The sequence below is a fragment of the Advenella kashmirensis W13003 genome (assembly GCF_000506985.1).
In the GTDB taxonomy this organism is placed as follows: domain Bacteria; phylum Pseudomonadota; class Gammaproteobacteria; order Burkholderiales; family Burkholderiaceae_B; genus Advenella; species Advenella kashmirensis_A.
The window spans coordinates 2,121,464-2,143,144 of the sequence record NZ_KI650979.1; the positions used below are offsets into that span (position 1 = coordinate 2,121,464).

The 21,681-nt window shown below is 56.4% G+C and carries 24 protein-coding genes; 23 read left to right on the top strand and 1 reads right to left on the bottom strand.

Going from position 1 to position 21,681, the window contains the following annotated elements; genetic code table 11:
* Window positions 1-67 precede the first annotated feature (67 nt).
* From W822_RS33700 to W822_RS33805, 22 genes are all read left to right on the top strand, one after another.
* The gene (locus tag W822_RS33700) at window positions 68-1,057 is read left to right on the top strand and encodes a threo-3-hydroxy-L-aspartate ammonia-lyase (protein WP_024005040.1); all 990 of its coding nucleotides are present in this window, start codon (window positions 68-70) and stop codon (window positions 1,055-1,057) included.
* An 18-nt stretch (window positions 1,058-1,075) separates the two neighbouring features.
* A complete protein-coding gene (locus tag W822_RS33705) occupies window positions 1,076-2,365 on the top strand; it encodes a YbfB/YjiJ family MFS transporter (RefSeq protein WP_024005041.1) in 1,290 nt (429 codons plus the stop codon).
* A gap of 427 nt (window positions 2,366-2,792) precedes the next feature.
* The gene (gene phnC / locus W822_RS33710; protein WP_024005042.1) at window positions 2,793-3,635 is read left to right on the top strand and encodes a phosphonate ABC transporter ATP-binding protein; all 843 of its coding nucleotides are present in this window, start codon (window positions 2,793-2,795) and stop codon (window positions 3,633-3,635) included.
* Window positions 3,636-3,658: 23 nt separating this feature from the next.
* Window positions 3,659-4,654, top strand: coding sequence for a phosphonate ABC transporter substrate-binding protein (gene phnD, locus W822_RS33715; protein WP_024005043.1), 996 nt, complete (start codon window positions 3,659-3,661; stop codon window positions 4,652-4,654).
* A 62-nt stretch (window positions 4,655-4,716) separates the two neighbouring features.
* Entirely contained in the window at window positions 4,717-5,529 is an 813-nt protein-coding gene (gene phnE, locus W822_RS33720) for a phosphonate ABC transporter, permease protein PhnE (protein ID WP_024005044.1), read from the top strand.
* Window positions 5,530-5,568: 39 nt separating this feature from the next.
* The gene (phnF, locus tag W822_RS33725) at window positions 5,569-6,282 is read left to right on the top strand and encodes a phosphonate metabolism transcriptional regulator PhnF (protein ID WP_253272257.1); all 714 of its coding nucleotides are present in this window, start codon (window positions 5,569-5,571) and stop codon (window positions 6,280-6,282) included.
* Window positions 6,279-6,728, top strand: coding sequence for a phosphonate C-P lyase system protein PhnG (gene phnG / locus W822_RS33730; protein ID WP_024005046.1), 450 nt, complete (start codon window positions 6,279-6,281; stop codon window positions 6,726-6,728). The genes phnF and phnG overlap by 4 nt, the downstream gene beginning before the upstream one ends.
* Window positions 6,725-7,309 carry a phosphonate C-P lyase system protein PhnH gene (gene phnH, locus W822_RS33735; protein ID WP_024005047.1) on the top strand — a complete coding sequence of 195 codons (585 nt, stop codon included), beginning with the start codon at window positions 6,725-6,727 and terminating at the stop codon, window positions 7,307-7,309. The genes phnG and phnH overlap by 4 nt, the downstream gene beginning before the upstream one ends.
* A gap of 9 nt (window positions 7,310-7,318) precedes the next feature.
* Complete coding sequence (locus W822_RS33740) at window positions 7,319-8,488, top strand: carbon-phosphorus lyase complex subunit (protein ID WP_024005048.1); 1,170 nt, start codon at window positions 7,319-7,321, stop codon at window positions 8,486-8,488.
* Window positions 8,485-9,339 (top strand): alpha-D-ribose 1-methylphosphonate 5-phosphate C-P-lyase PhnJ, encoded by an 855-nt coding sequence (locus W822_RS33745; RefSeq protein ID WP_024005049.1) that lies wholly within the window; start codon window positions 8,485-8,487, stop codon window positions 9,337-9,339. Before W822_RS33740 ends, W822_RS33745 begins: the two co-directional genes overlap by 4 nt.
* A 38-nt stretch (window positions 9,340-9,377) precedes the next feature.
* Window positions 9,378-10,166, top strand: coding sequence for a phosphonate C-P lyase system protein PhnK (gene phnK, locus W822_RS33750; RefSeq protein WP_034280172.1), 789 nt, complete (start codon window positions 9,378-9,380; stop codon window positions 10,164-10,166).
* Between the two features lie 34 nt (window positions 10,167-10,200).
* A complete protein-coding gene (gene phnL / locus W822_RS33755) occupies window positions 10,201-10,905 on the top strand; it encodes a phosphonate C-P lyase system protein PhnL (protein WP_024005051.1) in 705 nt (234 codons plus the stop codon).
* Entirely contained in the window at window positions 10,895-12,040 is a 1,146-nt protein-coding gene (locus W822_RS33760) for an alpha-D-ribose 1-methylphosphonate 5-triphosphate diphosphatase (protein WP_024005052.1), read from the top strand. Before phnL ends, W822_RS33760 begins: the two co-directional genes overlap by 11 nt.
* Entirely contained in the window at window positions 12,040-12,621 is a 582-nt protein-coding gene (phnN, locus tag W822_RS33765; protein ID WP_024005053.1) for a phosphonate metabolism protein/1,5-bisphosphokinase (PRPP-forming) PhnN, read from the top strand. Before W822_RS33760 ends, phnN begins: the two co-directional genes overlap by 1 nt.
* Window positions 12,618-13,376, top strand: a complete 759-nt coding sequence (phnP, locus tag W822_RS33770; protein ID WP_024005054.1) for a phosphonate metabolism protein PhnP — start codon at window positions 12,618-12,620, stop codon at window positions 13,374-13,376. The genes phnN and phnP overlap by 4 nt, the downstream gene beginning before the upstream one ends.
* A gap of 172 nt (window positions 13,377-13,548) precedes the next feature.
* A complete protein-coding gene (locus W822_RS33775; RefSeq protein ID WP_031242633.1) occupies window positions 13,549-14,088 on the top strand; it encodes an iron transporter in 540 nt (179 codons plus the stop codon).
* Between the two features lie 2 nt (window positions 14,089-14,090).
* Complete coding sequence (locus W822_RS33780) at window positions 14,091-14,444, top strand: cupredoxin domain-containing protein (protein ID WP_024005056.1); 354 nt, start codon at window positions 14,091-14,093, stop codon at window positions 14,442-14,444.
* Window positions 14,445-14,474: 30 nt separating this feature from the next.
* Entirely contained in the window at window positions 14,475-15,317 is an 843-nt protein-coding gene (locus W822_RS33785; protein ID WP_024005057.1) for an FTR1 family iron permease, read from the top strand.
* Window positions 15,314-16,681, top strand: a complete 1,368-nt coding sequence (locus W822_RS33790) for a 4Fe-4S binding protein (protein ID WP_024005058.1) — start codon at window positions 15,314-15,316, stop codon at window positions 16,679-16,681. The genes W822_RS33785 and W822_RS33790 overlap by 4 nt, the downstream gene beginning before the upstream one ends.
* Before the next feature lie 155 nt (window positions 16,682-16,836).
* Window positions 16,837-18,147 carry a mechanosensitive ion channel family protein gene (locus tag W822_RS33795; protein WP_024005059.1) on the top strand — a complete coding sequence of 437 codons (1,311 nt, stop codon included), beginning with the start codon at window positions 16,837-16,839 and terminating at the stop codon, window positions 18,145-18,147.
* Entirely contained in the window at window positions 18,098-18,877 is a 780-nt protein-coding gene (locus W822_RS33800) for a 2-keto-4-pentenoate hydratase (protein ID WP_024005060.1), read from the top strand. The genes W822_RS33795 and W822_RS33800 overlap by 50 nt, the downstream gene beginning before the upstream one ends.
* A gap of 277 nt (window positions 18,878-19,154) precedes the next feature.
* Window positions 19,155-20,195 (top strand): helix-turn-helix transcriptional regulator, encoded by a 1,041-nt coding sequence (locus tag W822_RS33805; RefSeq protein ID WP_172642779.1) that lies wholly within the window; start codon window positions 19,155-19,157, stop codon window positions 20,193-20,195.
* A gap of 46 nt (window positions 20,196-20,241) precedes the next feature.
* Here W822_RS33805 and W822_RS33810 read toward each other — a convergent pair whose 3' ends face one another.
* Complete coding sequence (locus W822_RS33810; protein ID WP_024005062.1) at window positions 20,242-21,024, bottom strand: transporter substrate-binding domain-containing protein; 783 nt, start codon at window positions 21,022-21,024, stop codon at window positions 20,242-20,244.
* Between the two features lie 128 nt (window positions 21,025-21,152).
* Here W822_RS33810 and W822_RS33815 point away from each other — a divergent pair, with 128 nt between their 5' ends.
* On the top strand, window positions 21,153-21,650 hold the full coding sequence (locus W822_RS33815; protein ID WP_031242636.1) for a DNA-deoxyinosine glycosylase: 498 nt from the start codon (window positions 21,153-21,155) through the stop codon (window positions 21,648-21,650).
* Window positions 21,651-21,681: the final 31 nt, after the last annotated feature.

The window sequence follows — 21,681 nt, forward strand, 5'->3', positions numbered from 1 at the left end:
ATGAAGCTTGTCATAAACCGTCAAGGTCTTCGGCCCCACGGTGGAACGATTCTCAAACAGGAGCATTATGCAGACTTTGCCTACCTATGAAGACGTTGTGGCGGCGTCGGAACGAATCAAGGGCTATGCCCACCGCACACCGGTCTTGCGTTCACGCACCATCGATGCGCAGCTGGATGCCAGCCTGTATTTCAAATGTGAAAACTTTCAGCGGATCGGGGCATTCAAGTTCCGCGGTGCATTCAATGCCATTGCCTCACTCAGCGGAGCGCAACAGCGCGCAGGCGTGATCGCCTTTTCTTCGGGCAATCACGCTCAGGGCGTGGCGCTGGCCGCGTCCCTGCTCAAAGTCAAGGCAACGATTGTCATGCCGCAGGATGCGCCCGCCGCCAAACTGGCGGCCACGCGTGGTTATGGTGCTCAAGTGGTGCAATACGATCGCTATACGGAGGATCGCGCCGCGATTGCCGCCAGCCTGGCGCAAAAGCATGGTTATACGCTTATTCCGCCCTATGATCATCCCAATGTCATTGCAGGACAGGGGACTGCCACCAAAGAACTGATGGAAGAGACCGGACTACTGGATCTGCTGTTTGTCTGCCTGGGTGGAGGCGGGTTGCTTGCAGGATCTGCTCTGGCTGCAAGGGCGCTTGCGCCGGACTGCCAGATCTACGGCGTGGAACCTGAAGCGGGTAATGACGGACTGCAGTCGCTTCGTGCCGGCCACATTGTGCGCATCGACCTGCCCAAAACCATTGCCGATGGGGCGCAGACGCAATTTCTGGGCGATCATACCTTTCCCATTATTCAACGCGAGGTCGCCGATATTCTGACCGTGACCGATGCGCAACTCGTTCAGACTATGCGGTTTTATGCCGAGCGCATGAAAATGCTGGTTGAGCCCACGGGCTGCCTGTCACTGGCCGGCGCTTGCAATGTGAAGGACCTGGTACGCGGCAAACGGGTTGGCATCGTCATTAGCGGAGGCAATGTGGACCTGGCCAATTTCTGCGGGCTGCTGGCAACTGAAGGCGGGAACGCTGTACCAGATCAATAAATCGAAACGGAAACAAACATGCCTCAGCAGTCGACAGCAGGAACCCAGGCCATCGCCCGCGCCTTGCCGGAATGGCGGATGTTGATGGCGGGTCTGTGCGCCAGTCTGGTCGGGATTGGCCTGGCGCGCTTTGCCTATACGCCGCTGCTGCCGGCGATCATCAATGCGCAGTGGTTTTCAGCGTCAACCGCCGCGTATCTGGGCGCGGCCAATCTGACCGGTTATCTGGCCGGGGCACTGCTGGGGGCGGGCGTCGCCCGGCGAATCGGCACGATTGCCGCATTGCGCCTGATGATGGCGTTGGCAACCGCGGCCTTTTTTGCCTGCGCAATACCCGTATCGTTCGTCTGGTTTTTTACCTGGCGCTTCTTTTCCGGCATCTCCGGCGGCGCGCTGATGGTGCTGGCCGCCACGTCCATTCTTCCTTTTATTCGACCGTCGCGACGGGGTACGGCAAGCGGTGTGATTTTCATGGGGGTCGGGCTGGGTGTCATTGCCTCGGGCACGCTCGTGCCCGCCCTGTTGCACATCGGCCTGGTGCAAACCTGGACAGGGCTGGGTCTGTTGTCGCTCGTATTGACGATTGTGTCCTGGTCAAGCTGGCCGTCAGCAGGAAAGGGCATCTCCCGGGAGAGGGGAGCAAAACCCTCGGTTGAGCAGACTCCTGCCGAACCCCGGACCAGTGGCGCACCGGCGGGGGCGCCTGCTATTGACGCCAGTGCGCCCGCTCGTCAGGCATCGACCCGCAGCCTTAATTTGTTGTATCTAGTGTATGGGCTCAATGCCGTCGGGTTGGTTGCTCATATGGTCTTTTTGGTCGACTATGTTGCGCGCGGGTTAGGCTGGGGTGTGGCGGCGGGATCGGTTTTCTGGGTCATATACGGTATTGGCGCTGCGGTGGGGCCCCTTGTATGCGGATTCGTGGCCGATCGGATCGGCTACGCGCTGGCCTTGCGTGGGGCGCTGCTGCTGCAAGTGGTTGTGGTCGCCATTCCGATCTTGACAGTTTCGCCCGTTTTGCTGGGGGTCTCCAGCTTTTTCGTAGGCGCGTTCACGCCGGGCATTGTTCCCCTGACGCTCGGCCGCCTGCGCGAAATGTTGCCGCACCTGGCAGCCCGACAGCAGACGGCCTGGGGCAGGGCGACAACGTCGTTTGCCCTGATGCAGGCCGCCGCCGCGTACGCCATGTCGTTTGTTTTCGATTATTCCAATGGCCAGTATCGACTACTTTTTATATTGGCTGCACTGACCCTGCTCATTGCATTTGCAATACAAATGGTGGCTTCCCGAAAGGAAGCAAACGATTGATCTTCGCTGGCTCGGCTTCGGGAAGCTGTATGCCGGCAATGGATCGCGCGATTTGAGGCAAACGTAAATCCAGGGCTGACCACACTGACGTAGCTGTTACACTTTTTCCCGATATTTCACTTGTCTAATTATTTCAAAAAAAATGTCCGGCACGACATGGCAAATCATTGATTAAATATAAGAATACAGAGGGTGTATCGTCCCCAACTTGTCTATGAAAACGGCCGCCAATCGCCGGCATTGTCACGCCTTTGTAAGATGACATTAACCTGAGTGTCACACAGTATCCTTAATATGGCGGCAATCGATCAGCAGCGAGGTGGCCGCAAGGCAACCCTGGCCTGCTGAATTTCGCTGTATTCCGGGAAGTTGATCCTTGCTGCCGATCCTCCCGATGACAGCCGCAAATGTCTATAAGGATTAAATCATGACACACGCAATTCGCGTCCAGAGTCTGAACAAAACGTTCGGCGCCCGGCAGGTGCTGCATGGGCTGGAGCTGGATGTGCCTGTTGGCGCCATGGTCGCGCTGATCGGCGCATCAGGTTCAGGTAAATCGACCCTGCTGCGCCATCTGGCGGGTCTGGCAACGGGTGATCGCAACAGCGGTGGCGAGGTACAGATGCTGGGGCAGGACGTACAGAAGAACGGCGTGCTCAATCGGAATGTGCGTCGCCTGCGCTCTGATATCGGCTATATCTTTCAGCAGTTCAATCTGGTTGGGCGCCTGTCGGTGCTGAAGAACGTACTGCTGGGCAGCCTGGGGCGGATGTCTCGCGTGCGCGGCACGCTGGGCCTGTTCAACAAGCAGGAAGTGAACGATGCGCTGCGGGCGCTGGAGCGGGTCGGCCTGCTGGAGTATGCATACCGCCGTGCGTCGACCCTGTCCGGCGGCCAGCAGCAGCGCGTGGCGATTGCCCGCGCCCTGTGCCAGAAGGCCGAGATCATTCTGGCCGACGAACCCATTGCCTCACTGGATCCCGAGTCGGCGCGCAAAGTGATGGAAACGCTGGCCGATATCAATAAACGTGACGGAAAAACGGTCATCGTCACCCTGCATCAGGTGGATTATGCGGTGAAATATTGCCGCCATGCCGTGGCGCTCAAGGGTGGCAAAAAGTATTTCGATGGTCCCATTAACCGGCTGACCAACGATTTTCTGAGTGATCTGTATGGCTCGGAGATAGGAACTGCGCTTCTGTTCGGTGAACAGGAAGCAAAAACAATGCAAGACAGGGAGCAGACGCGTCTGATCCTGGCCGCTGCTTAAATTTTATTTCAATAGGAATATTCATGTTCAATTCGATCGTTCGCCGCCTTGGTGTTTGCACGTTTGCGCTCGGCATGGCTGCCGGTGTGGCACAGGCTCAAGAGCTCAAGGAGCTCAATTTCGGTATTATCTCCACAGAGTCTTCACAGAATCTGAAAACCGTATGGGAGCCGTTCCTGGCCGACCTGTCCAAGCAGACAGGTTACAAGGTCAAGGCCTTCTTTGCGCCTGACTATGCCGGCATCATTCAGGGCATGCGCTTTGACAAAGTGGATATTGCCTGGTACGGCAACAAATCAGCCATGGAAGCAGTGGACCGCGCCAACGGCGAAGTGATTTATCAAACCGTTGATAAAGACGGCAAGCCAGGCTACTGGAGCCTGCTGATCGCCCACAAGGACAGCAAAATCAATTCCGTGAAGGACATGCTGGACAACGCCAAAAACCTGAATTTCGGCAATGGCGATCCCAATTCCACCTCAGGTTTCCTGGTGCCTGGCTATTACGTATTTGCTGAAAATAACGTCGACGCCAACAAGATTTTCAAGCGTTCGGTCAACGGCAGCCACGAAGTCAATGCCCTGTCTGTGGCAAACAAACAGGTGGATGTTGCGACCTTCAATACGGAAGGCATGGATCGTCTGAAGAAAACCAATCCCGAGAAAGCTGCCTTGCTCAAAGTGATCTGGAAATCTCCGCTGATTCCCGCCGATCCGATTGTATGGCGCAAAAACCTGCCCGACGATGCCAAGGCAAAAATCAAATCTTTCTTTGACAACTACGGTGACAAGCCTGAAGAGCTCAAAGTGCTCAACGGTCTTGCCTGGGGTAAGTTCAAGCCATCAAGCAACGATCAGTTGCTGCCTATCCGTCAACTGGAGCTGTTCAAAAAGCGCTCGCAGATTGCAGGCGACAGCAAACTGGGTGACGAAGACCGGAAAAAACAAATCGCCGGTCTGGATGAAGAGCTCAGCAAGATCTCTGTTCGCATGAAAGAGATCGAAGGTAAAAACTCGTAATTCGGGTTGATCGTAATGGCGGCCTGCAGCATAAGTGCAGGTCGCTGAACACTGGAAAAAATATGTCAGTATTGACCACAAGTCCCAACCCCATGCCCGGCGCGCTGCCTGAGCAGCCACCGCGCATGACGTGGATGAAAATGCTGGGTTGGACCCTCTTCGCGCTGTTTCTGGCCTGGGCATGGAAAGGGGCAGAAATGAACCCGGTCCTGCTATGGACCGACTCAGGCAACATGGCGACGTTTGCGGCGGATTTTTTCCCGCCCGATTTTTCTGAATGGCGCATGTATCTGAAGGAAATGCTGATCACGATCCAGATTGCCGTATGGGGTACGGTTCTGGCGGTGATTTTTGCGATTCCATTTGGCATTTTGTCTTCCTCCAATCTGGTGCCCTGGTGGATTTGTCAGCCCGTGCGCAGATTGATGGACGCCTTGCGATCCATTAATGAAATGGTCTTTGCCATGCTATTTGTCGTGGCCGTCGGTCTTGGCCCTTTCGCCGGTACGCTGGCCCTGTTCCTGGGAACGACGGGTGTGCTGGCCAAGCTGTTTGCCGAGGCTGTTGAGGCCATCGACCCGGGCCCGGTAGAAGGTGTGCGGGCCACAGGTGCCAGCTCTCTGCAGGAAGTGATTTTCGGTGTTATTCCCCAGGTCATGCCGCTATGGGTCTCTTACGTTCTGTACCGTTTTGAATCGAATGTCCGCTCGGCCACCGTGGTCGGTATGGTTGGTGCCGGCGGGATTGGTGTGTTATTGTGGGAAGCGATCCGGGGCTTTGCCTTCGGACAGACAGCGGCCATTCTGCTCATCATTATCGTGTGTGTGAGCGTGATTGACGTGATCTCCCAACGACTTCGAAAATTCTTCGTATGACGGACAAAGGCAGGCAACTGCCTTTTTAAAATGATGAACTTGTCTAGACAAGATGAACCGCTCTACCAGACACTGGCTTCCACGATTCGGGCCGAGTTGTCTATGTATAAGCCGGGTGATTTGCTGCCGGGCGAGCTGCGGCTGGCACAGCGGTTCGATGTCAATCGCCATACGGTGCGACGGGCTCTCGATTTGCTGGTGCAAGAGGGCAATATCATCCGGATCAAGGGGAAGGGCACCAAAGTATTGACCCGTCCGCTTTTATATCCGGTGCAGGCCAAAAGCGCGTACACCGATCAGTTTGCGGCCATGGGCCATTCAGCCCGGGCCCAACTGCTCAAAATCTATCGACGTGAAGCGAACCACGATGAACTCACACAACTGGCCCTGGCGCCGGGCAGCACGGTTCTTGAATATCGCACCTTGCGGTTTATTGATGACGAACCCATCAGCGTGATGACGCATTTTTTCTCGTCCGGGTATGAGGCGCTGCTGCAGGATTACAAACGTGATTCCATGCGCCAGTATCTGAAAGAGCGCGGCTGTGAACTGCAGCGCGCGTCCAGTGTCATCGGGGCCCGGCTGCCGACGATCGATGAAGCAGCCCGTCTGCTGATTCCGCAATCGGCGCCGGTCCTGACAGTGACCACCCTATCCAAAAATCAGCACGGTCATCCCGTCGAACTGACGTTTTCTGTCAGTCGCGCCGACCGTTTTCAATATCAGGTCGTTTTGAACGGAGAACACACATGAAAGCGGACTTTGTCCCGAATGAGCGGCAACGCTGGATGCAGGTCCTTGCGCGCGCAGGCGATGCATTGACTGAATACGAATCCCGCCTTGCCGACAGACCCTACCAGTGCATACGCAAGCCCGAAACCGGCATGGCCATGGTGCGTGGTCGCACCGGCGGCACCGGCCAGGCATTCAATCTGGGCGAGATGACGGTCACGCGTTGCGTCGTGCAATTGCAGGACGGTCGTGCCGGCTACAGTTATATTGCCGGACGCAACAAGCGTCATGCTGAACTGGCTGCCCTGGCTGACGCCTTGCTGTTGGGCGAGGAGAAAACCGAGCTGATGCAGTCAATGATCGAACCGCTGGCCCGGGCTCAGTTAAAGGCCCGCCAGGACCGGGAGGCCGAGGTTGCCGCGTCCAAAGTGGATTTCTTTACCCTTCTGCGAGGAGAAAACGAATGAATGCCCCAGTCTTGGTTCCTGCCTTTGAAGACCCGGTACTGAATGCCCAGACGAGTTTTCGTGCCGCCCTCAAGGCCATGTCCGAACCGGGCATTGTGACGCAGCTGGATTTTGCCGACGCCCTTGAGCAGATGCATCCCGCAACGTTTTGCCTTGCGCTGACGCTGTTTGACGATGAAACGAAAGTGTGGCTGAGTCCGGCCATGGACACCCCCGCGATCCGGGCCAATCTGGCGTTCCATTGTGCCTGCCCCGTTGTTGACGAACCGCAGCAGGCCGACCTGGCCATTATTGCCGCAGGCGATGTTGACTGTTTGAATCAGTTCCGCACCGGAACCGACCGGGACCCGGAGTTGTCCTGCACGGTGATTATCCAGCTCGACTCGTTGCAAGGTGGCCGCTCCATCGTCCTGAAGGGACCCGGCATCGAATCGGAGCGCGAGATTGCACCACCGCTGAACGACGCCTTCTGGGCTGCGCGCGAGCAGGTAAACGAATTTCCCTGCGGACTGGATTTTTTCATGACCAGCAAGCGTCAGTTGATGGCCCTGCCGCGCAGTACCGCGGCTCGGATGAAATAGGAGAACACTATGTATGTTGCCGTAAAGGGCGGTGAAGCCGCCATCGAGAACGCGCATCGGCTGCTGGATCAGAAACGGCGGGGCGATACGCAGGTGCCGCCTTTGTCATTGCGCCAGATCGCCGAGCAAATGCCGCTGGCCGTGGCCCGTGTCATGAGCGAAGGGTCTTTGTATGACCGTGAACTGGCGGCACTGGCCATCAAGCAGTCCGCCGGCGATTTGCTGGAAGCAATTTTCCTGCTGCGCGCTTATCGCACCACGCTCAGTCGCTACTGCGTCAGTGTCCCCCTGCAGACCGAGCAGATGCAGGTCGAACGGCGCATTTCTGCGACATACAAGGATTTGCCGGGCGGGCAATTGCTGGGCCCCACCTTTGATTACACGCACCGTTTGCTGGACTTCACCCTGCAGGCCGAGGGTGAAGAGCCCCTGCCTTCGGGTGGCGAGTCGGTCACGGCCACGACGAGTGAAGCTGCTGTAGCAGACGAAGCGCCGCATTTCCCACGGGTTCTGGATATCCTGGCCCAGGAAGGGCTGATGCGTCAGGAGCGTGATAGCGCCGCAGCAGTGCCTGACATCACCCGTGAACCCCTGGATTTTCCGAGCAACCGGATGCAGCGCCTGCAGGCGCTGGCGCGCGGTGACGAAGGCTTTCTGCTGGCGCTGGGTTATTCCACACAGCGCGGGTATGGCCGTAATCACCCCTTTGCCGGCGAAATCCGGATCGGCTTTACAGAAGTCTGGCTGGAACCCGAAGAGCTGGATTTTGCCGTGCCGGTGGGCGACATTGAAGTGACCGAATGCGAAATGGTCAACCAGTTTGTCGGCTCAAAGGATGAGCCCGCGCAGTTTACGCGAGGCTATGGGCTGGCCTTTGGTTATAACGAACGCAAGGTTATGGGCATGGCGCTGGTGGATCGCGCCTTGTGTGCGAACGACTATGACGAAGAGATCACTTCGCCGGCACAACGCGAAGAGTTTGTGCTCATGCACTGCGATAACGTCGAGGCGGCCGGCTTTGTATCACATTTGAAATTGCCGCATTACGTTGATTTCCAGGCCGAACTGGAGCTGATCCGCAAAATGAGAAAGCGCGACGATCAGACCAGGCGCGGCGACGAGATCCAGTCTGATTCACCGGCCGTGATGGCCGGGCAGCAAGAGGAGAAACGGGCATGAATGCCAGTGCAGAACCCTATAATTTTGCCTACCTGGACGAGCAGACCAAACGCATGATTCGTCGCGCGCTGCTCAAGGCGGTAGCCATTCCGGGCTATCAGGTTCCTTTTGGTGGGCGCGAGATGCCGTTGCCTTATGGCTGGGGCACGGGCGGCATGCAATTGACCGCCGCAATTTTGGGACGTGATGACGTGCTCAAGGTCATTGACCAGGGCGCGGACGATACGACCAATGCCGTGTCGATCCGGCGCTTTTTCTCCCGTACGGCGGGAGTGCGCACGACCGTGGACACCACCGAAGCCACCGTGATCCAGACCCGTCACCGCATTCCGGAAACGGCACTGGCCAATGATCAGATCATGGTGTTCCAGGTGCCGATTCCAGAACCCTTGCGATTTATTGAACCGTCCGAGACCGAGACCAAAACGATGCATGCGCTGAACGATTACGGCGTGATGCATGTCAAACTGTATGAAGACATTGCCCGTTACGGACACATCGCAACGGCCTATGCCTATCCGGTATTGGTGGATGGCCGTTATGTCATGGACCCGTCGCCCATTCCGAAGTTCGACAATCCGAAATTGCATCGCAGTGCGGCGCTGATGCTGTTTGGCGCAGGCCGTGAAAAGCGTCTGTATGCAGTGCCACCCTACACGGAAGTCGCCAGTCTGGATTTTGAAGATCATCCCTTTGAAATACAGAAGTGGGATCACAGTTGTGCGATCTGCGGTTCCACGGAATCGTTTCTGGACGAAATTATTACCGATGACAAAGGCAGTCGTGAATTTGTCTGCTCGGATACTGATTATTGTGCCCAGCGCGTGGCGCAGGCAGAGGTGGAAAAATGAGTGCATTACAGGCTATCAATAACGAGGCGCAATGCAATATGCCCAACGGCGACGCCATTGAGCCGCTGTTTCAGGTAAGCGATATCACCCGTCTTTTCGGACCGGACAAAGGGTGCCAGGCGGTCAGCTTCGAGTTGTACCCAGGTGAAGTGCTGGGCATCGTGGGTGAATCGGGCTCGGGCAAGTCGACGCTGCTCAATGTACTGTCCGGGCGTTGTCAACCGGACGCAGGAACTATTCACTATCGCCAGAGCGATGGTGTGCTGACCGATCTGTATGCGTCGTCTGAGGCCCGGCGGCGCACCTTGCTGCGCACCGAGTGGGGCTTTGTCGAACAGAATCCGCGCGACGGCCTGCGCATGACAGTGTCGGCCGGCGCCAATATCGGTGAACGTCTGATGGCGCAGGGCGTGCGTAACTACGGTACGTTGCGTACCGAGTCCCTGCGCTGGCTGCATCAGGTGGAAATCGATGCGTCGCGTATCGATGATCTGCCGCGCACCTTTTCCGGTGGTATGCAACAGCGATTGCAGATCGCCCGCAATCTGGTTTCCCATCCGAGCCTGGTGTTCATGGATGAGCCCACGGGTGGACTGGATGTGTCGGTCCAGGCACGATTGCTGGATATGCTGCGTGCACTGGTGCGTGATCTGGGTCTGGCGGTGATTATTGTGACGCATGATCTGGCCGTGGCGCGCCTGCTGGCAGACCGGCTGATGGTCATGCGCCGCTCGCGTGTCGTCGAAAGCGGGTTGACCGATCAGATTCTGGATGATCCACAGCACCCTTATACCCAATTGCTGGTCTCGTCTGTATTGCAGCCGTGATATCACACATGCAATCAACGCATTCGGAGAAATAATGAATACCGTTCTGGAAGTAAACAATCTGTCCAAGACATTTACCCTGCATCAGCAGCAGGGCGTGCAACTGCATGTCCTGGATGCCATCAGCTTTTCGGTCAGCGCCGGAGAGTGCGTGGTGCTTCATGGTCAGTCGGGTGCCGGCAAATCAACGCTGCTGCGCACGCTCTATGGAAACTACCTGCCCGGCGCCGGTTCCATCCGGGTTCGTCACCGCGACGCGATGACGGAGCTGGTCGGTGCCGCACCGCGCCAGATCATGCAGGTTCGCCGCGAGACGATGGGCTACGTCAGCCAGTTTCTGCGTGTGATTCCGCGCGTCAACTGTCTGGATGTCGTCAGCGAGCCTGCCCTGCAGCGTGGGTGGGATGCGCAACAGGCACGGGATCGTGCAGCGGATCTGTTGTCGCGACTGAATATCCCGCAGCGCTTGTGGTCGCTGGCGCCCAATACCTTTTCGGGCGGTGAGCAGCAGCGCGTCAATATTGCACGCGGCTTCATGGTTAACTGGCCCCTGATGCTGCTGGACGAGCCCACGGCGTCGCTGGACGAGACAAATCGTGAGGTGGTGCTGGACATGATCGGTGAAGCCCGTGCAGCGGGTTCTGCACTGATCGGTATTTTTCATGACAAGGCTGCCCGCGAAGTCGTGGCCGACCGTAGTCTGGATATCGCAACCAGGGAGATGAAACATGTTGCGTGAACGTATTATCACAAATGCAAAAATCGTGACCGCTACGGATGTCATCAAAGGCACCGTGGCGTTGCGTGATGGCAAAATCCACGACATCAGCGAAGGCAATAGCGCGTTGCCGGCGGCAGAAAACTGGGATGGCGACTATGTCATTCCCGGCCTGATCGAGCTGCACACGGACAACCTTGAAAAGTATATGAATCCACGTCCCGGTGTGGACTGGCCTTCTGAAAACGCGGTGCTTGCGCACGACGCGCAGATTGTCGGAGCGGCGATCACAACGGTATTTGATGCGCTGTCTATTGGTGACGTCAATCCCAAGGGGCAACGCCTGTTGCAACTGCCCAAAATGGTCGATGCAATTTCGCATGCCGCCGGCGAAGGGCATATGCGTGCCGAACACCGGTTGCACTTGCGTTGCGAAGTGAGTCATGAAAAAACACTGGGGATTTTCGAAGACCTGGTAGGTAATGATCTGGTGCATCTGGTATCGGTCATGGATCATACGCCAGGGCAGCGGCAGTTCGTCAAGTACGAAAAATATCGTGAGTATTACCAAGGCAAGTATCACCTGAGCGATGCCGATATGGATGCGTTTATCGTGATGCAGAAGCAGAATGCAGAGCGCTACAGCGTAGGCTACCGGCGTCGTATTGTGGATATCTGTCACGAGCGGGGACTGTCTCTTGCCAGTCACGACGATGCGACGCGCGAGCATGTGGAAGAATCAGCCGGGTTCGGCATGACAATTGCAGAGTTTCCGACTACCCGCGAAGCGGCAGCACTCAGCCATCAGTTCGGTTTGAAAGTGCTGATGGGGGCGCCCAACGTTGTGCGTGGCGGTTCGCATTCCGGCAATATTGCTGCCGCCGACCTGGCGCGCGAAGGCGTACTGGATATTCTGTCCAGCGATTATTATCCGGCCAGCATGCTGCAATCGGTACGGATTCTGAGTCAATCGGATCTGGACATCAGCCTGCCCGACGCCGTGAATATGGTCAGCCTGGCGCCCGCAGTCTCGGCCAATTTGCCCGATCGCGGTCAGATCCGGATTGGACTTCGCGCGGATCTGGTGCAGGTCAGGGATACGGGTAAGCAGTTCGTTGTGCAGCAGGTGTTGCGCGAAGGCCAGCGGGTATTCTGATGCCGGGGCAACTGGTTTATATCATGGGCCCTTCGGGTTCCGGCAAGGACAGCCTGTTGCAACAGGTCGCGCAGCGTGCGGATACGCGGCTGCATTTGATGAAACGCTGCATTACGCGTTCGGCCGAATCCGAGGGCGAGGATGCATTTTCCCTGTCTCCCGCCGAGTTCGACGCCATGGAGGCGCGCGGCGAGTTTGCCATGAGCTGGCGTGCCAATGGTCTGGCCTATGGCATTCCGGCCACGCTCGATGCATTGCTCGGTCAGGGGCACACTGTTCTGGTCAACGGGTCGCGCGCCTATTGCGAACAGGCGGTGCAACGCTATCCGTCCTTGCTGGTTGTGCTGGTTCAGGTGCAGCCGCAATTGCTGATGCAGCGCCTGCTGTTGCGCGGCCGTGAGAGCCCGGAAGAAATCGCCCAGCGGCTGTCCCGCAACACCACGCTGGATACGGCCTTCACCCAGCGCCTGCGCGAACAGGGGACGCGTTTCGTGATCCTGGATAATTCGTCTGATCTGCAAAGCGCGGCGACCGCTTTATTGAATACAATTGAATCGGTCACCTCGCTGGAGCAGCCATGAAACTAACGTTCCTGGGAACCGGCAACTCCGCCCAGATGCCTGTTTACAATTGTCATTGCGATGCCTGCGCGCGGGCGCAGCAGGATGCCCGTTATGCGCGGCTGCCCTGCAGCGCCTTGTTGCAGGGTAATGACGGCCAGTGGCTGATTGACAGTGGCCTGATGGATCTGACAGAGCGGTTTGCGCCGGGGGCGCTGCAGGCGATCTTTCAGACCCACTATCATGCCGATCATGCCCAGGGGTTGCTGCATCTGCGCTGGGGCGTGAATATGCGACTGCCTGTCTATGGCCCGCCCGATGAACTCGGTTTTGCGGATCTGTACAAACATCCCGGGATCCTGGATTTTTCCGAACCGTTTCAGGCGTTCCAGGAACGGCGTTTTGACGGCTTCACTGTGACACCCTTGCCGCTGCAGCATTCCAAACTCACCTATGGCTACCTGATTCGTCCCGATCAGGGCGCCACTCTGGCGTACCTGACCGATACGCTGGGTCTGCCAGATGACGTGCGGGATTTTCTGCGTGAACAACACCTTGACCATTGCGTACTGGATTGCTCCTATCCACCGCGAACAGAACCCGGGCGCAATCATAATGATCTGAACCAGGCATTGGCCATTCATGCCGAGATCGGGGCACAGACCACCTGGCTGACGCATGCGGGGCATGAATTGGACCGTTATTTGATGGCCCATCCCGGGTTATTGCCGGCGGGGGTGCATCAGGCATTTGACGGAGCGCATATACAACTTTAATTTTCCGGAAATGACGGGCGCCATCAACCGTCACCGGTTTAAAAATCCGGCGTAAATAATCCAGCAAACTTTGATTTTTATTAAGGCAAGTGTCAGCCCGGATGAACTAATATAAACAAGATAAGTTCTCATTTACTGTCTTCTTTATTTTTCTTTTGATGGACATATCCGAATGATCAATAAATTTGCGTTGCTTGGCGCAGGTGTAGCGCTGTCCCTTTCTTTTTCTGTTCAGGCGGCCGAGTATCCCATTGGCAAACCGCATATGAAAAACGGCATGGAAATTGCCGCCGTCTACCTGCAGCCCATTACGATGGAACCGGCGGGCATGATGCGTGAAGCCAAGGATTCCGATATTCACCTGGAAGCGGATATCCATGCGACGGCAGACAACAAGAACGGGTTCGAGGAAGGCGCATGGATGCCATATCTGAATATCCAGTACAAACTCGAAAAAGAGGGCGGCAAGGTGCAGGAAGGTCCGCTCATGCCCATGGTTGCCAATGATGGCCCGCATTACGGTGATAACGTCAAGCTGCAGGGGCCTGGCAAATATAAGCTGACCTTCATCATTGGTTCGCCCGAATCCGGCAAAATGACCCATTTCGGTCATCACACCGATAAGGAAACCGGCGTCGAAGCGTTCTGGAAGCCGTTTGAAGTCAACTATGAATTTACCTACGCTGGTACGGGTAAAAAAGGCGGATACTGATCATGTTTAAGCGCGCTCTGGCTGCTGGCGGTCTGGCGCTTTCCGTGATTTTGGGCCAGGCGTTGCTGGCAGGCACGGCGTGGGCGGAAACGCCCACTTTTACACTCACCTTCAAAAAAGATGGCACGTTCGAGCCCCAGCGGCTTGAAGTGCCCGCCGGCCGTTTCAAGATCAATCTGGTTAACGAAAGCAGTGTCCCGGTCGAATTCGAAAGCCTTCCGCTGCGCAAGGAAAAAGTGCTGGGGCCAGGCCTGTCGTCCTTTCTTGTCTTCAAAATTTCCAAACCCGGCGAGTATCCGTTCTTTGATGATTTTCATCAATCGGTCAAGGGAACGCTGGTGGTCAAGCCTGAATAACCGGCTGCATTCACACATAAGGGAATCCAATTGGAACAAGTAGCATTTATCGTCTGGCGCGAAAGCGTTGAAGCGCTGTTGGTCGTCGGTATTCTCTACACCTGGCTGCGTGCCTCTCCTGAAGGGCGGCGCGGCATGCCCTGGCTTTGGGGCGGGGTGGCGGCCGGCCTGCTGCTGGCCTTTGCGCTGGCGCTGGTCTTCATGGGCGTGTCCACCTGGCTGTCGGACACCGGACAGGAATGGTTCCAGGCTATCATGGCGCTGGTTGCCTGCGCACTGGTTGTCCAAATGGTCCTGTGGATGAAAAAACATGGTCGCAAGCTCAAGAGCGAACTGGTCAGTGGCGTCTCTGCCAGTGTTGAACGCAACAGCTGGTGGGGGCTGCTCATCCTTGTGATGATTGCCGTGGCCCGGGAAGGCAGCGAAACCGTCGTTTTCCTGTGGGGCACCGTTCTGGCGGGCGCGCAGCAGAATCAGGCCTGGATGCTTGCGGCTGCCGGAGCAGGTGGCTTCCTGCTCGCGCTACTCACCTTCTATATTCTGCAACTGGGTGGCAAAATTATTACCTGGCGACGTTTCTTTCAGATTACCGAAATTTTGCTGCTGTTGCTGGCCGGATCGTTGCTGGTCAACGGTATTGACCATCTGGTCTCACTCGACGCGATTCCGACATGGGTCGATCCGGTATGGGACACGAGTGGCATACTGGATGACAGTAGTGGGATCGGCAAGATTCTGGCCGATTTTGCCGGCTACCGGGCCATGCCATCGCTGATGCATGTGGTTCTTTTTGCCTTGTACTGGCTGGCAATTGTCTTTCTGTATCAACGGCTGCGACCCCGGTCAATACGAACGGCCATGATGACACCATGAACACTCTGTTTCAGTCGCTGGCCCAGCGATTATCCACTTTCCTGCGAGACCACAAAAGGCTGCTGCGCCATATGCAGTGGGGGGTCGTCGCAGTTTATTTTCTATTGATTCTGGTGCCTGCGGCGCTGCCGCTGCCGGGCAATTCCGCCCATATTTTTTCCAATCTGACCGTTTTTGCACAGTTCGCTTTTTGGGGAATCTGGTGGCCGTTTGTGCTAGTGTCCATGCCGCTCATGGGGCGCGCCTGGTGCGGCTGGTTCTGTCCCGAAGGTATGCTCAGCGAATGGGCCAGTGAGCATGGGCGTGGCCGGGCCATTCCGAAATGGATGCGCTGGGGCGGCTGGCCTTTCGTGGCGTTTGCTCTCACAACAATCTACGGGCAATTGGTCAGTGTCTATCAATATCCCTGGGCTGTGCTGGCCGTGCTTGGCGGCTCGACTGCCGCGGCCATGGTGGTCGGGTATTTTTATGGGCGCAACAAGCGGGTGTGGTGTAAGTATCTGTGTCCCGTCAATGGGGTCTTTCAATTGCTTGCCAAGCTGGCTCCCTTGCATTACAAGGTTGATGAAGAGGCGTGGCGCCACCCCGTGCGGCGTACCGAAACGGTCAATTGCGCGCCGCTGGTGCCGTTGCGACATATGAAGGGTGCGGCTGACTGTCACATGTGCGGACGCTGCGCGGATTATCGGGGTGCGATTGCCCTCACGCCCCGTTCGCCCGAAGAAGAAATCGTCGATGTGGCGCAAAGCAGCCGTTGGCAAACCGCGCTGATCGTATTTGGACTGATGGGTATTGCCGTGGGTGCATTTTTATGGAGCGCCAGCCCCTGGTTTGTCACGCTTAAACAGGGCATGGCCGAATGGCTGGTGAACCATGATATTTTCTGGCCATTGGAACAGAATGCGCCCTGGTTCATTCTGACCCATTATCCTGAGGTGAACGATGCGTTCAGCTGGCTCGACGGACTGACTATTCTACTGTTTATCTTCGGCACCACAGTCGTCACGGGCGGAGCCTTGTGGGCAAGTCTTCTGTGCATACAAAAAGTGGCGGGTCACCGCTTGCATCTGGCGCTCGATACGGTCGCGCAGGCGCTGATTCCTGCTGCCGGCATCGGCGTGTTTCTGGGCTTGTCCGCCACCACGGTAACGTTGCTGAAACACGATGGGATTTCCACCGGCTGGGTGCAGCCGCTGCGTCTGACCCTGTTGACGCTGGCGCTGCTCTGGTCATTGCGCCTGGCCTGGAGAATCATGCAACGACACGGCCTGTCGATGGGTCGATGCCTGTCCTGTATGCTGCTGCTGATCGCCGGGCTGGCTCCCTTTACCTATGCCTGGATGTTGTTTTTCATTCTCTGGTAAGAAGAGCTGCGTGCGGGCCTGCCGGGGGGCGGACTGACTGACAGCGGGTCTCGGCCGGGCTCTCTTAAGGAATGATGATATTGCTGTTTGCACGGATGACGAGGCCGCGTTGCTTTGTTAATATAGCGACGCTTGTCCGTTTTTGATTGTTGCATATGTTGTACTCTCCTTCCGATTGGCTGGCATACGCCAGCTTGCATTTCTCCCCGGTCGTCATACTTTTGATCACGCTGGCATGCATGCTGGCTTTGCTTGGTGTGCTGCATGTCGTTTTACATTACGGCATCGTTCGCATCTTGCGTGATCGCATGCACACCGATCGTTTTATTTTTCCCAGACTCATTTCCCAATCACCGTTGTTTCGTTATGCCGCCATGCTGGTGCAGGGCGTGGCGCTCGGTCTGCTCACCCGCCTTTGGATTGCACCGGGTACAACACAGGACATCCTGCTGGCGTTCTCGCGTATCTGGATGCTGCTGTTTGCCCTGCTGGCTGTTTTTGCATTCCTGGATATTGTGCTCAGCTGGTGTTCTCATAAAAAGATGGCCGTACAACTTCCGCTTAAAGGCATTGTTCAAAGCCTGAAAATTATCGCCGCCATTGTCACCACCATCTTCATTGTCTCGGTCCTGATCGGGCAATCCCCGGTCATTCTGATCAGCGGTCTGGGCGCCATGACCGCGGTGCTCATGCTTATTTTCAAAGACCCGATATTGGGACTGGTTGCGGGTGTCCAACTGTCTGCCAACAATATGCTGAGTCTTGGCGACTGGCTGGAAATGCCAAAATTCAACGCCGATGGCGAGGTCATAGAAATCGCCCTGACGACAGTCAAGGTGCGCAATTGGGACAACACCGTGACCACCATTCCGACCTATGCACTGATCTCGGACTCATTCAAGAACTGGCGGGCCATGTCCGAATCGGGCGGGCGCCGCATCAAACGGGCGATTCATATCGATCTTAACAGTGTGCGGTTTATCAGCGAAACCCACATGCAGCGCCTGACCAAAAGCCGCCTGCTGTCGCAATACATCCTGGAAAAATCGCGGGAGGTCGAGGCCTATAATGCTGCGCGCAGCGAAGATCTGTCGTCGGCGCTGAACGGCCGTCGTCTGACCAACATCGGCACTTTTCGTGCCTACCTTGAGGTCTATCTGCGCAACCACCCGCATATTCATCGTAATATGACGTTGCTGGTTCGCCAGCTCGCACCGACCGCAACGGGTGTGCCTATCGAGATTTATGCCTTTACCAACACCGTTGCCTGGGCCGAGTACGAACGCATTCAGTCCGATTTGTTCGACCATATCTTTGCCGTGGTTGGCGAGTTTGAATTGCGCGTATTCCAGGAGCCCAGCGGATACGATATGGCGGGTCTTGCGCCCGTACTTGCCGATCTTAAAAGGAAATCCAATGAGCTCAACCCCCCAGGAACTGGCCCGTCAGTTGCAACAGCAATTTGATCAGCGCGAGCTTTTTTCACCCCTGCTGGTGCAGGGCCAGCCACTGAGTCTGGCCCAGGCATATGGAGTGCAGGACCAATTGGTGCAGTTGCGAATGGCGCGTTATGATACAGGCTTGGCCGGCTTGAAAATCGCCCTGAACGCACCCGCCGCCTGGCAAAAGGCAGGTTTGACAGAACCGGTGTATGGTCAGTTGCTGGATTCGGCCTTGCTGCCTTCCGGTACCGTCCTGTCCATGGGCGACTATACCCATATGAAATTCGAGTTCGAAGTTGCGGTGCGAATCGGCGGAGAACTGTCCGGCGCGGCACTCGATTCGGTCGAGTCGGTCGCAGACTGGATTGACGCGGTTGCGCCGGCAGTCGAAGTGCTTGATGATCGCTGCCCTGACAAGTCCGCACCCGATGCGCCTACGCTGGTGGCCTGCAATGTGAACAATACCTCGGTTATTCTGGGCGACTGGCAAGCGCCGGTGCCCGACTTCAATCGCCATATTACTATTCGCTCTCATGGCTCGGTGATCGAAGAGGGGAATGTGGGCAAGATTGTCAATCCTCTGGAATCGGTTTACTGGCTGGCCAAGGCCATGGCTCGGCAACAGCGCACCATTGCTGCCGGCGCCGTTATCATTACGGGCAACCTTATGACGGTGCGCTTCCCCGGCGCGGGCGACCAGTTTACCTTCGAACTCGAGGGTCTGGGATCCGTCGATTTTTCCTGCGTATCGTAACTGCTGTGCGAGGCGGCAATGAGCGGCTTTCCGCGCCAGGCTGCCTCGATTGACTCAATCCCGAATCCAGGTCTGGTTCTGATTCCGATCCTGCTTCTGAACAGGCCCGCTATCTCAAGCGCTCAATCCGGGGCGTGAGCGGCGCATGCCGGTTACCTTCCCCGTGGGTTTTTTTCGTTATGTGCGCAAATATTATGTACTTGTAGCGCTTATAGACTACTCGGTTCTGGCAATTTGTTTCAGAATGATCGCATTTGTTGTGTTGCCAGTCCTTCCGATGTTTTACAAAGATAGTATCAATGGGCTGCCCGGACCGTTCAGACTCCATTCTGTCATGGCGGGTAAGGACGTCACGCTGTCGCATTTCAACGAAATGCTGCCTTATTTTGTAGATAACGGGCAATTGCGACATGTTGATGCCGCTATGCCGTTTGGCGCGACGCTGACCGCGTTTCCACTCACCCCGCGCGCTGCGCTGATCCTGTTGCAGGCCGATGCGTGCGATCTTCACTTCGCACCCAGTGCGACACCGTCGCGCGTTCCGCACCCACAATGGTATGTTATTTGCGTGCTCGAGTACGCCCTGTTTACATCGGGTTCGGGTCAGTTTGCCGTGCAGCCTGGCGATGTGCTTCTTGTTCATAGCCAAAGCATTGCGCGCTTGCGTCCTCAGTGCCGGCTACGCTGCATCATCGTTGCCATGCAGCAGCCTTGCGTAGAGCAGCGGCAAGCGCTGTTTCGTGCCGTGAGCGGCCACTGTTTTGCCGCGCACGGCGGTTGGGCGCGTGTGCTTTCGGTGTATCTGCGCGAACTGAATGAAACGATCATGGACCGGGTGTCGGCCGTGCCATCCGACCAGGCCATTTGTCTTGACACGCTGTTGTCCATGGCTGCCATGATGTTTGAGCACCGCATACATGACGAAGAAGCCGGGCTGGTTGTCGGCAAACGCAGGCAGGCGCGCAGCAAATTATATTTTGAAATCACACTATGGCTGTCTGCCAATTTTGCAGAAGCGGAGCTGACCGGCGCGAAGGTGGCGAGCGAATTTGGCATTTCGGTGCGTACGCTGCATAAGCTCTTTCGCGAATTCAATGATTCGGCGTCGTTTGCTGTTTTTCTGAACAACATCCGCATGCAGAATGCGCGCAAATTGCTCTGGGACTCCAGTATGCGCGAGTTGACCATGGCGGATATCGGCTGGCGTTGCGGTTTTTCCGACCCGGCGCATTTTGGCAAAGTGTTCAAGAAATACCATTCGCTGACACCCAAGCAAATGCGCGACACTGCGCCACGCGCCGATCATTTCAAGCCATAAGGCCCGCGTAACAGCAGCGGGTGCCCGTTAACTGTCTTGCAACAGCTTATTTTTCCGGATCGGCCGGAATCCATTTGTCTGCCAGCTGAGCGTATTGACCGCTAGCCTGCAGCAAATGCATCCATTGATCCACATACAGCTTGAAGCGCATATCGTTTTGTGGAAGCAAATACCCCATCTCTGCATATTGCAACGGCTTGTCCGGGTTCACGGCGCACAGTTTCGGGTTCAGCTTGCTTTGCACGCGCGCTTCTGCCGCTTCGGTAACAAAGGCATCGGCTTTGCCCTGGGCGACCTCATCAAAGATGGTCAAATTATCTTTGTGCATGGTGAGCGTGGCCTGGGGCAGCATCGTACGGGCGAACTTCTCATTGCTGCCGCCAGGGTTGGCAACGATCCGCACCTGCGGCTGATTCAGTGCTTCTATGGTCTGGTATTTGTCCTTGTCTTCACAGCGAACAATGGGTGTTTTGCCATTAATCATATAGGGGACGCTGAAGAAAGCCTGTTTCTGGCGTTCTACAGAAACAGAAATGCCGCCGACGCCAATATCGCATTTGCCCGATGTGAAATCGGCCATCAGGTTCGCCCAGGAGGTCTTGACGATATTCACTCTGGCATCCACGGTTTTGGCCAGCGCCTGCATCAGATCAATATCGAGCCCTTCAAAATGACCATCCTTGTCGAAACTGAAAGGCTTGTAATCGCCGGGTGTGCAAACCCGTAACGACTTGCTCTCGGTAACCTGTTTCAGTGTGTCGGGGGTGGTTTGGGCCGACACCGCAAGCGGAAGCATGCAAAGCAGAGTGGGTAGCAAGCGTTTTATCATGACAATTCTCCAATGGCAAACAAGGAATAAAGCGCACAGTCTGGCGTAATATCTACGCCAAAGCAATCAGGCAAATCCCAATATGCGGGTAAACTGTAGGGCGTGTCGCAACTTTTACAATCGAAATAATGGATTCCTTACCCTGGCTTACCGGGTTCGCGCCGATTCATTCGGCGCAGATTACGCATCTGATCCTGGGCAGTTTCCCCTCGGAAACGTCCCTGGCGCGTCAGCAATACTACGGTCACGCGCAAAACCAGTTCTGGCGGCTGATGGGCGCCATCCTGGATGAGCCCCTGAGTGCTATGGACTACCCGGCACGCACCGAGACGCTGCTGGCCCATCGGGTCGGCGTGTGGGATGTCTATTCCGGGTGCGAGCGTAGCGGCAGCCTCGACAGCGCCATCAGGCAGGGTCAGCTTAATCCGCTTTCCATGCTGTTCGAACGATCGCCGCACTTGCGTTACGTGGCCTTCAATGGCAAGGCCGCGGCCAAAGCCGGTCAGGGGCATATTGCCGTAAATATTGAGACCCGGACTCTGCCGTCCAGCAGCCCGGCCTATACCTTGTCTTTCGATAAAAAACTGCAGCAGTGGCAGGCATTTTTCGATTTGCAACACGGCTAGGCACGAGTGGCTTTAACGGGCTTGCCGGGTA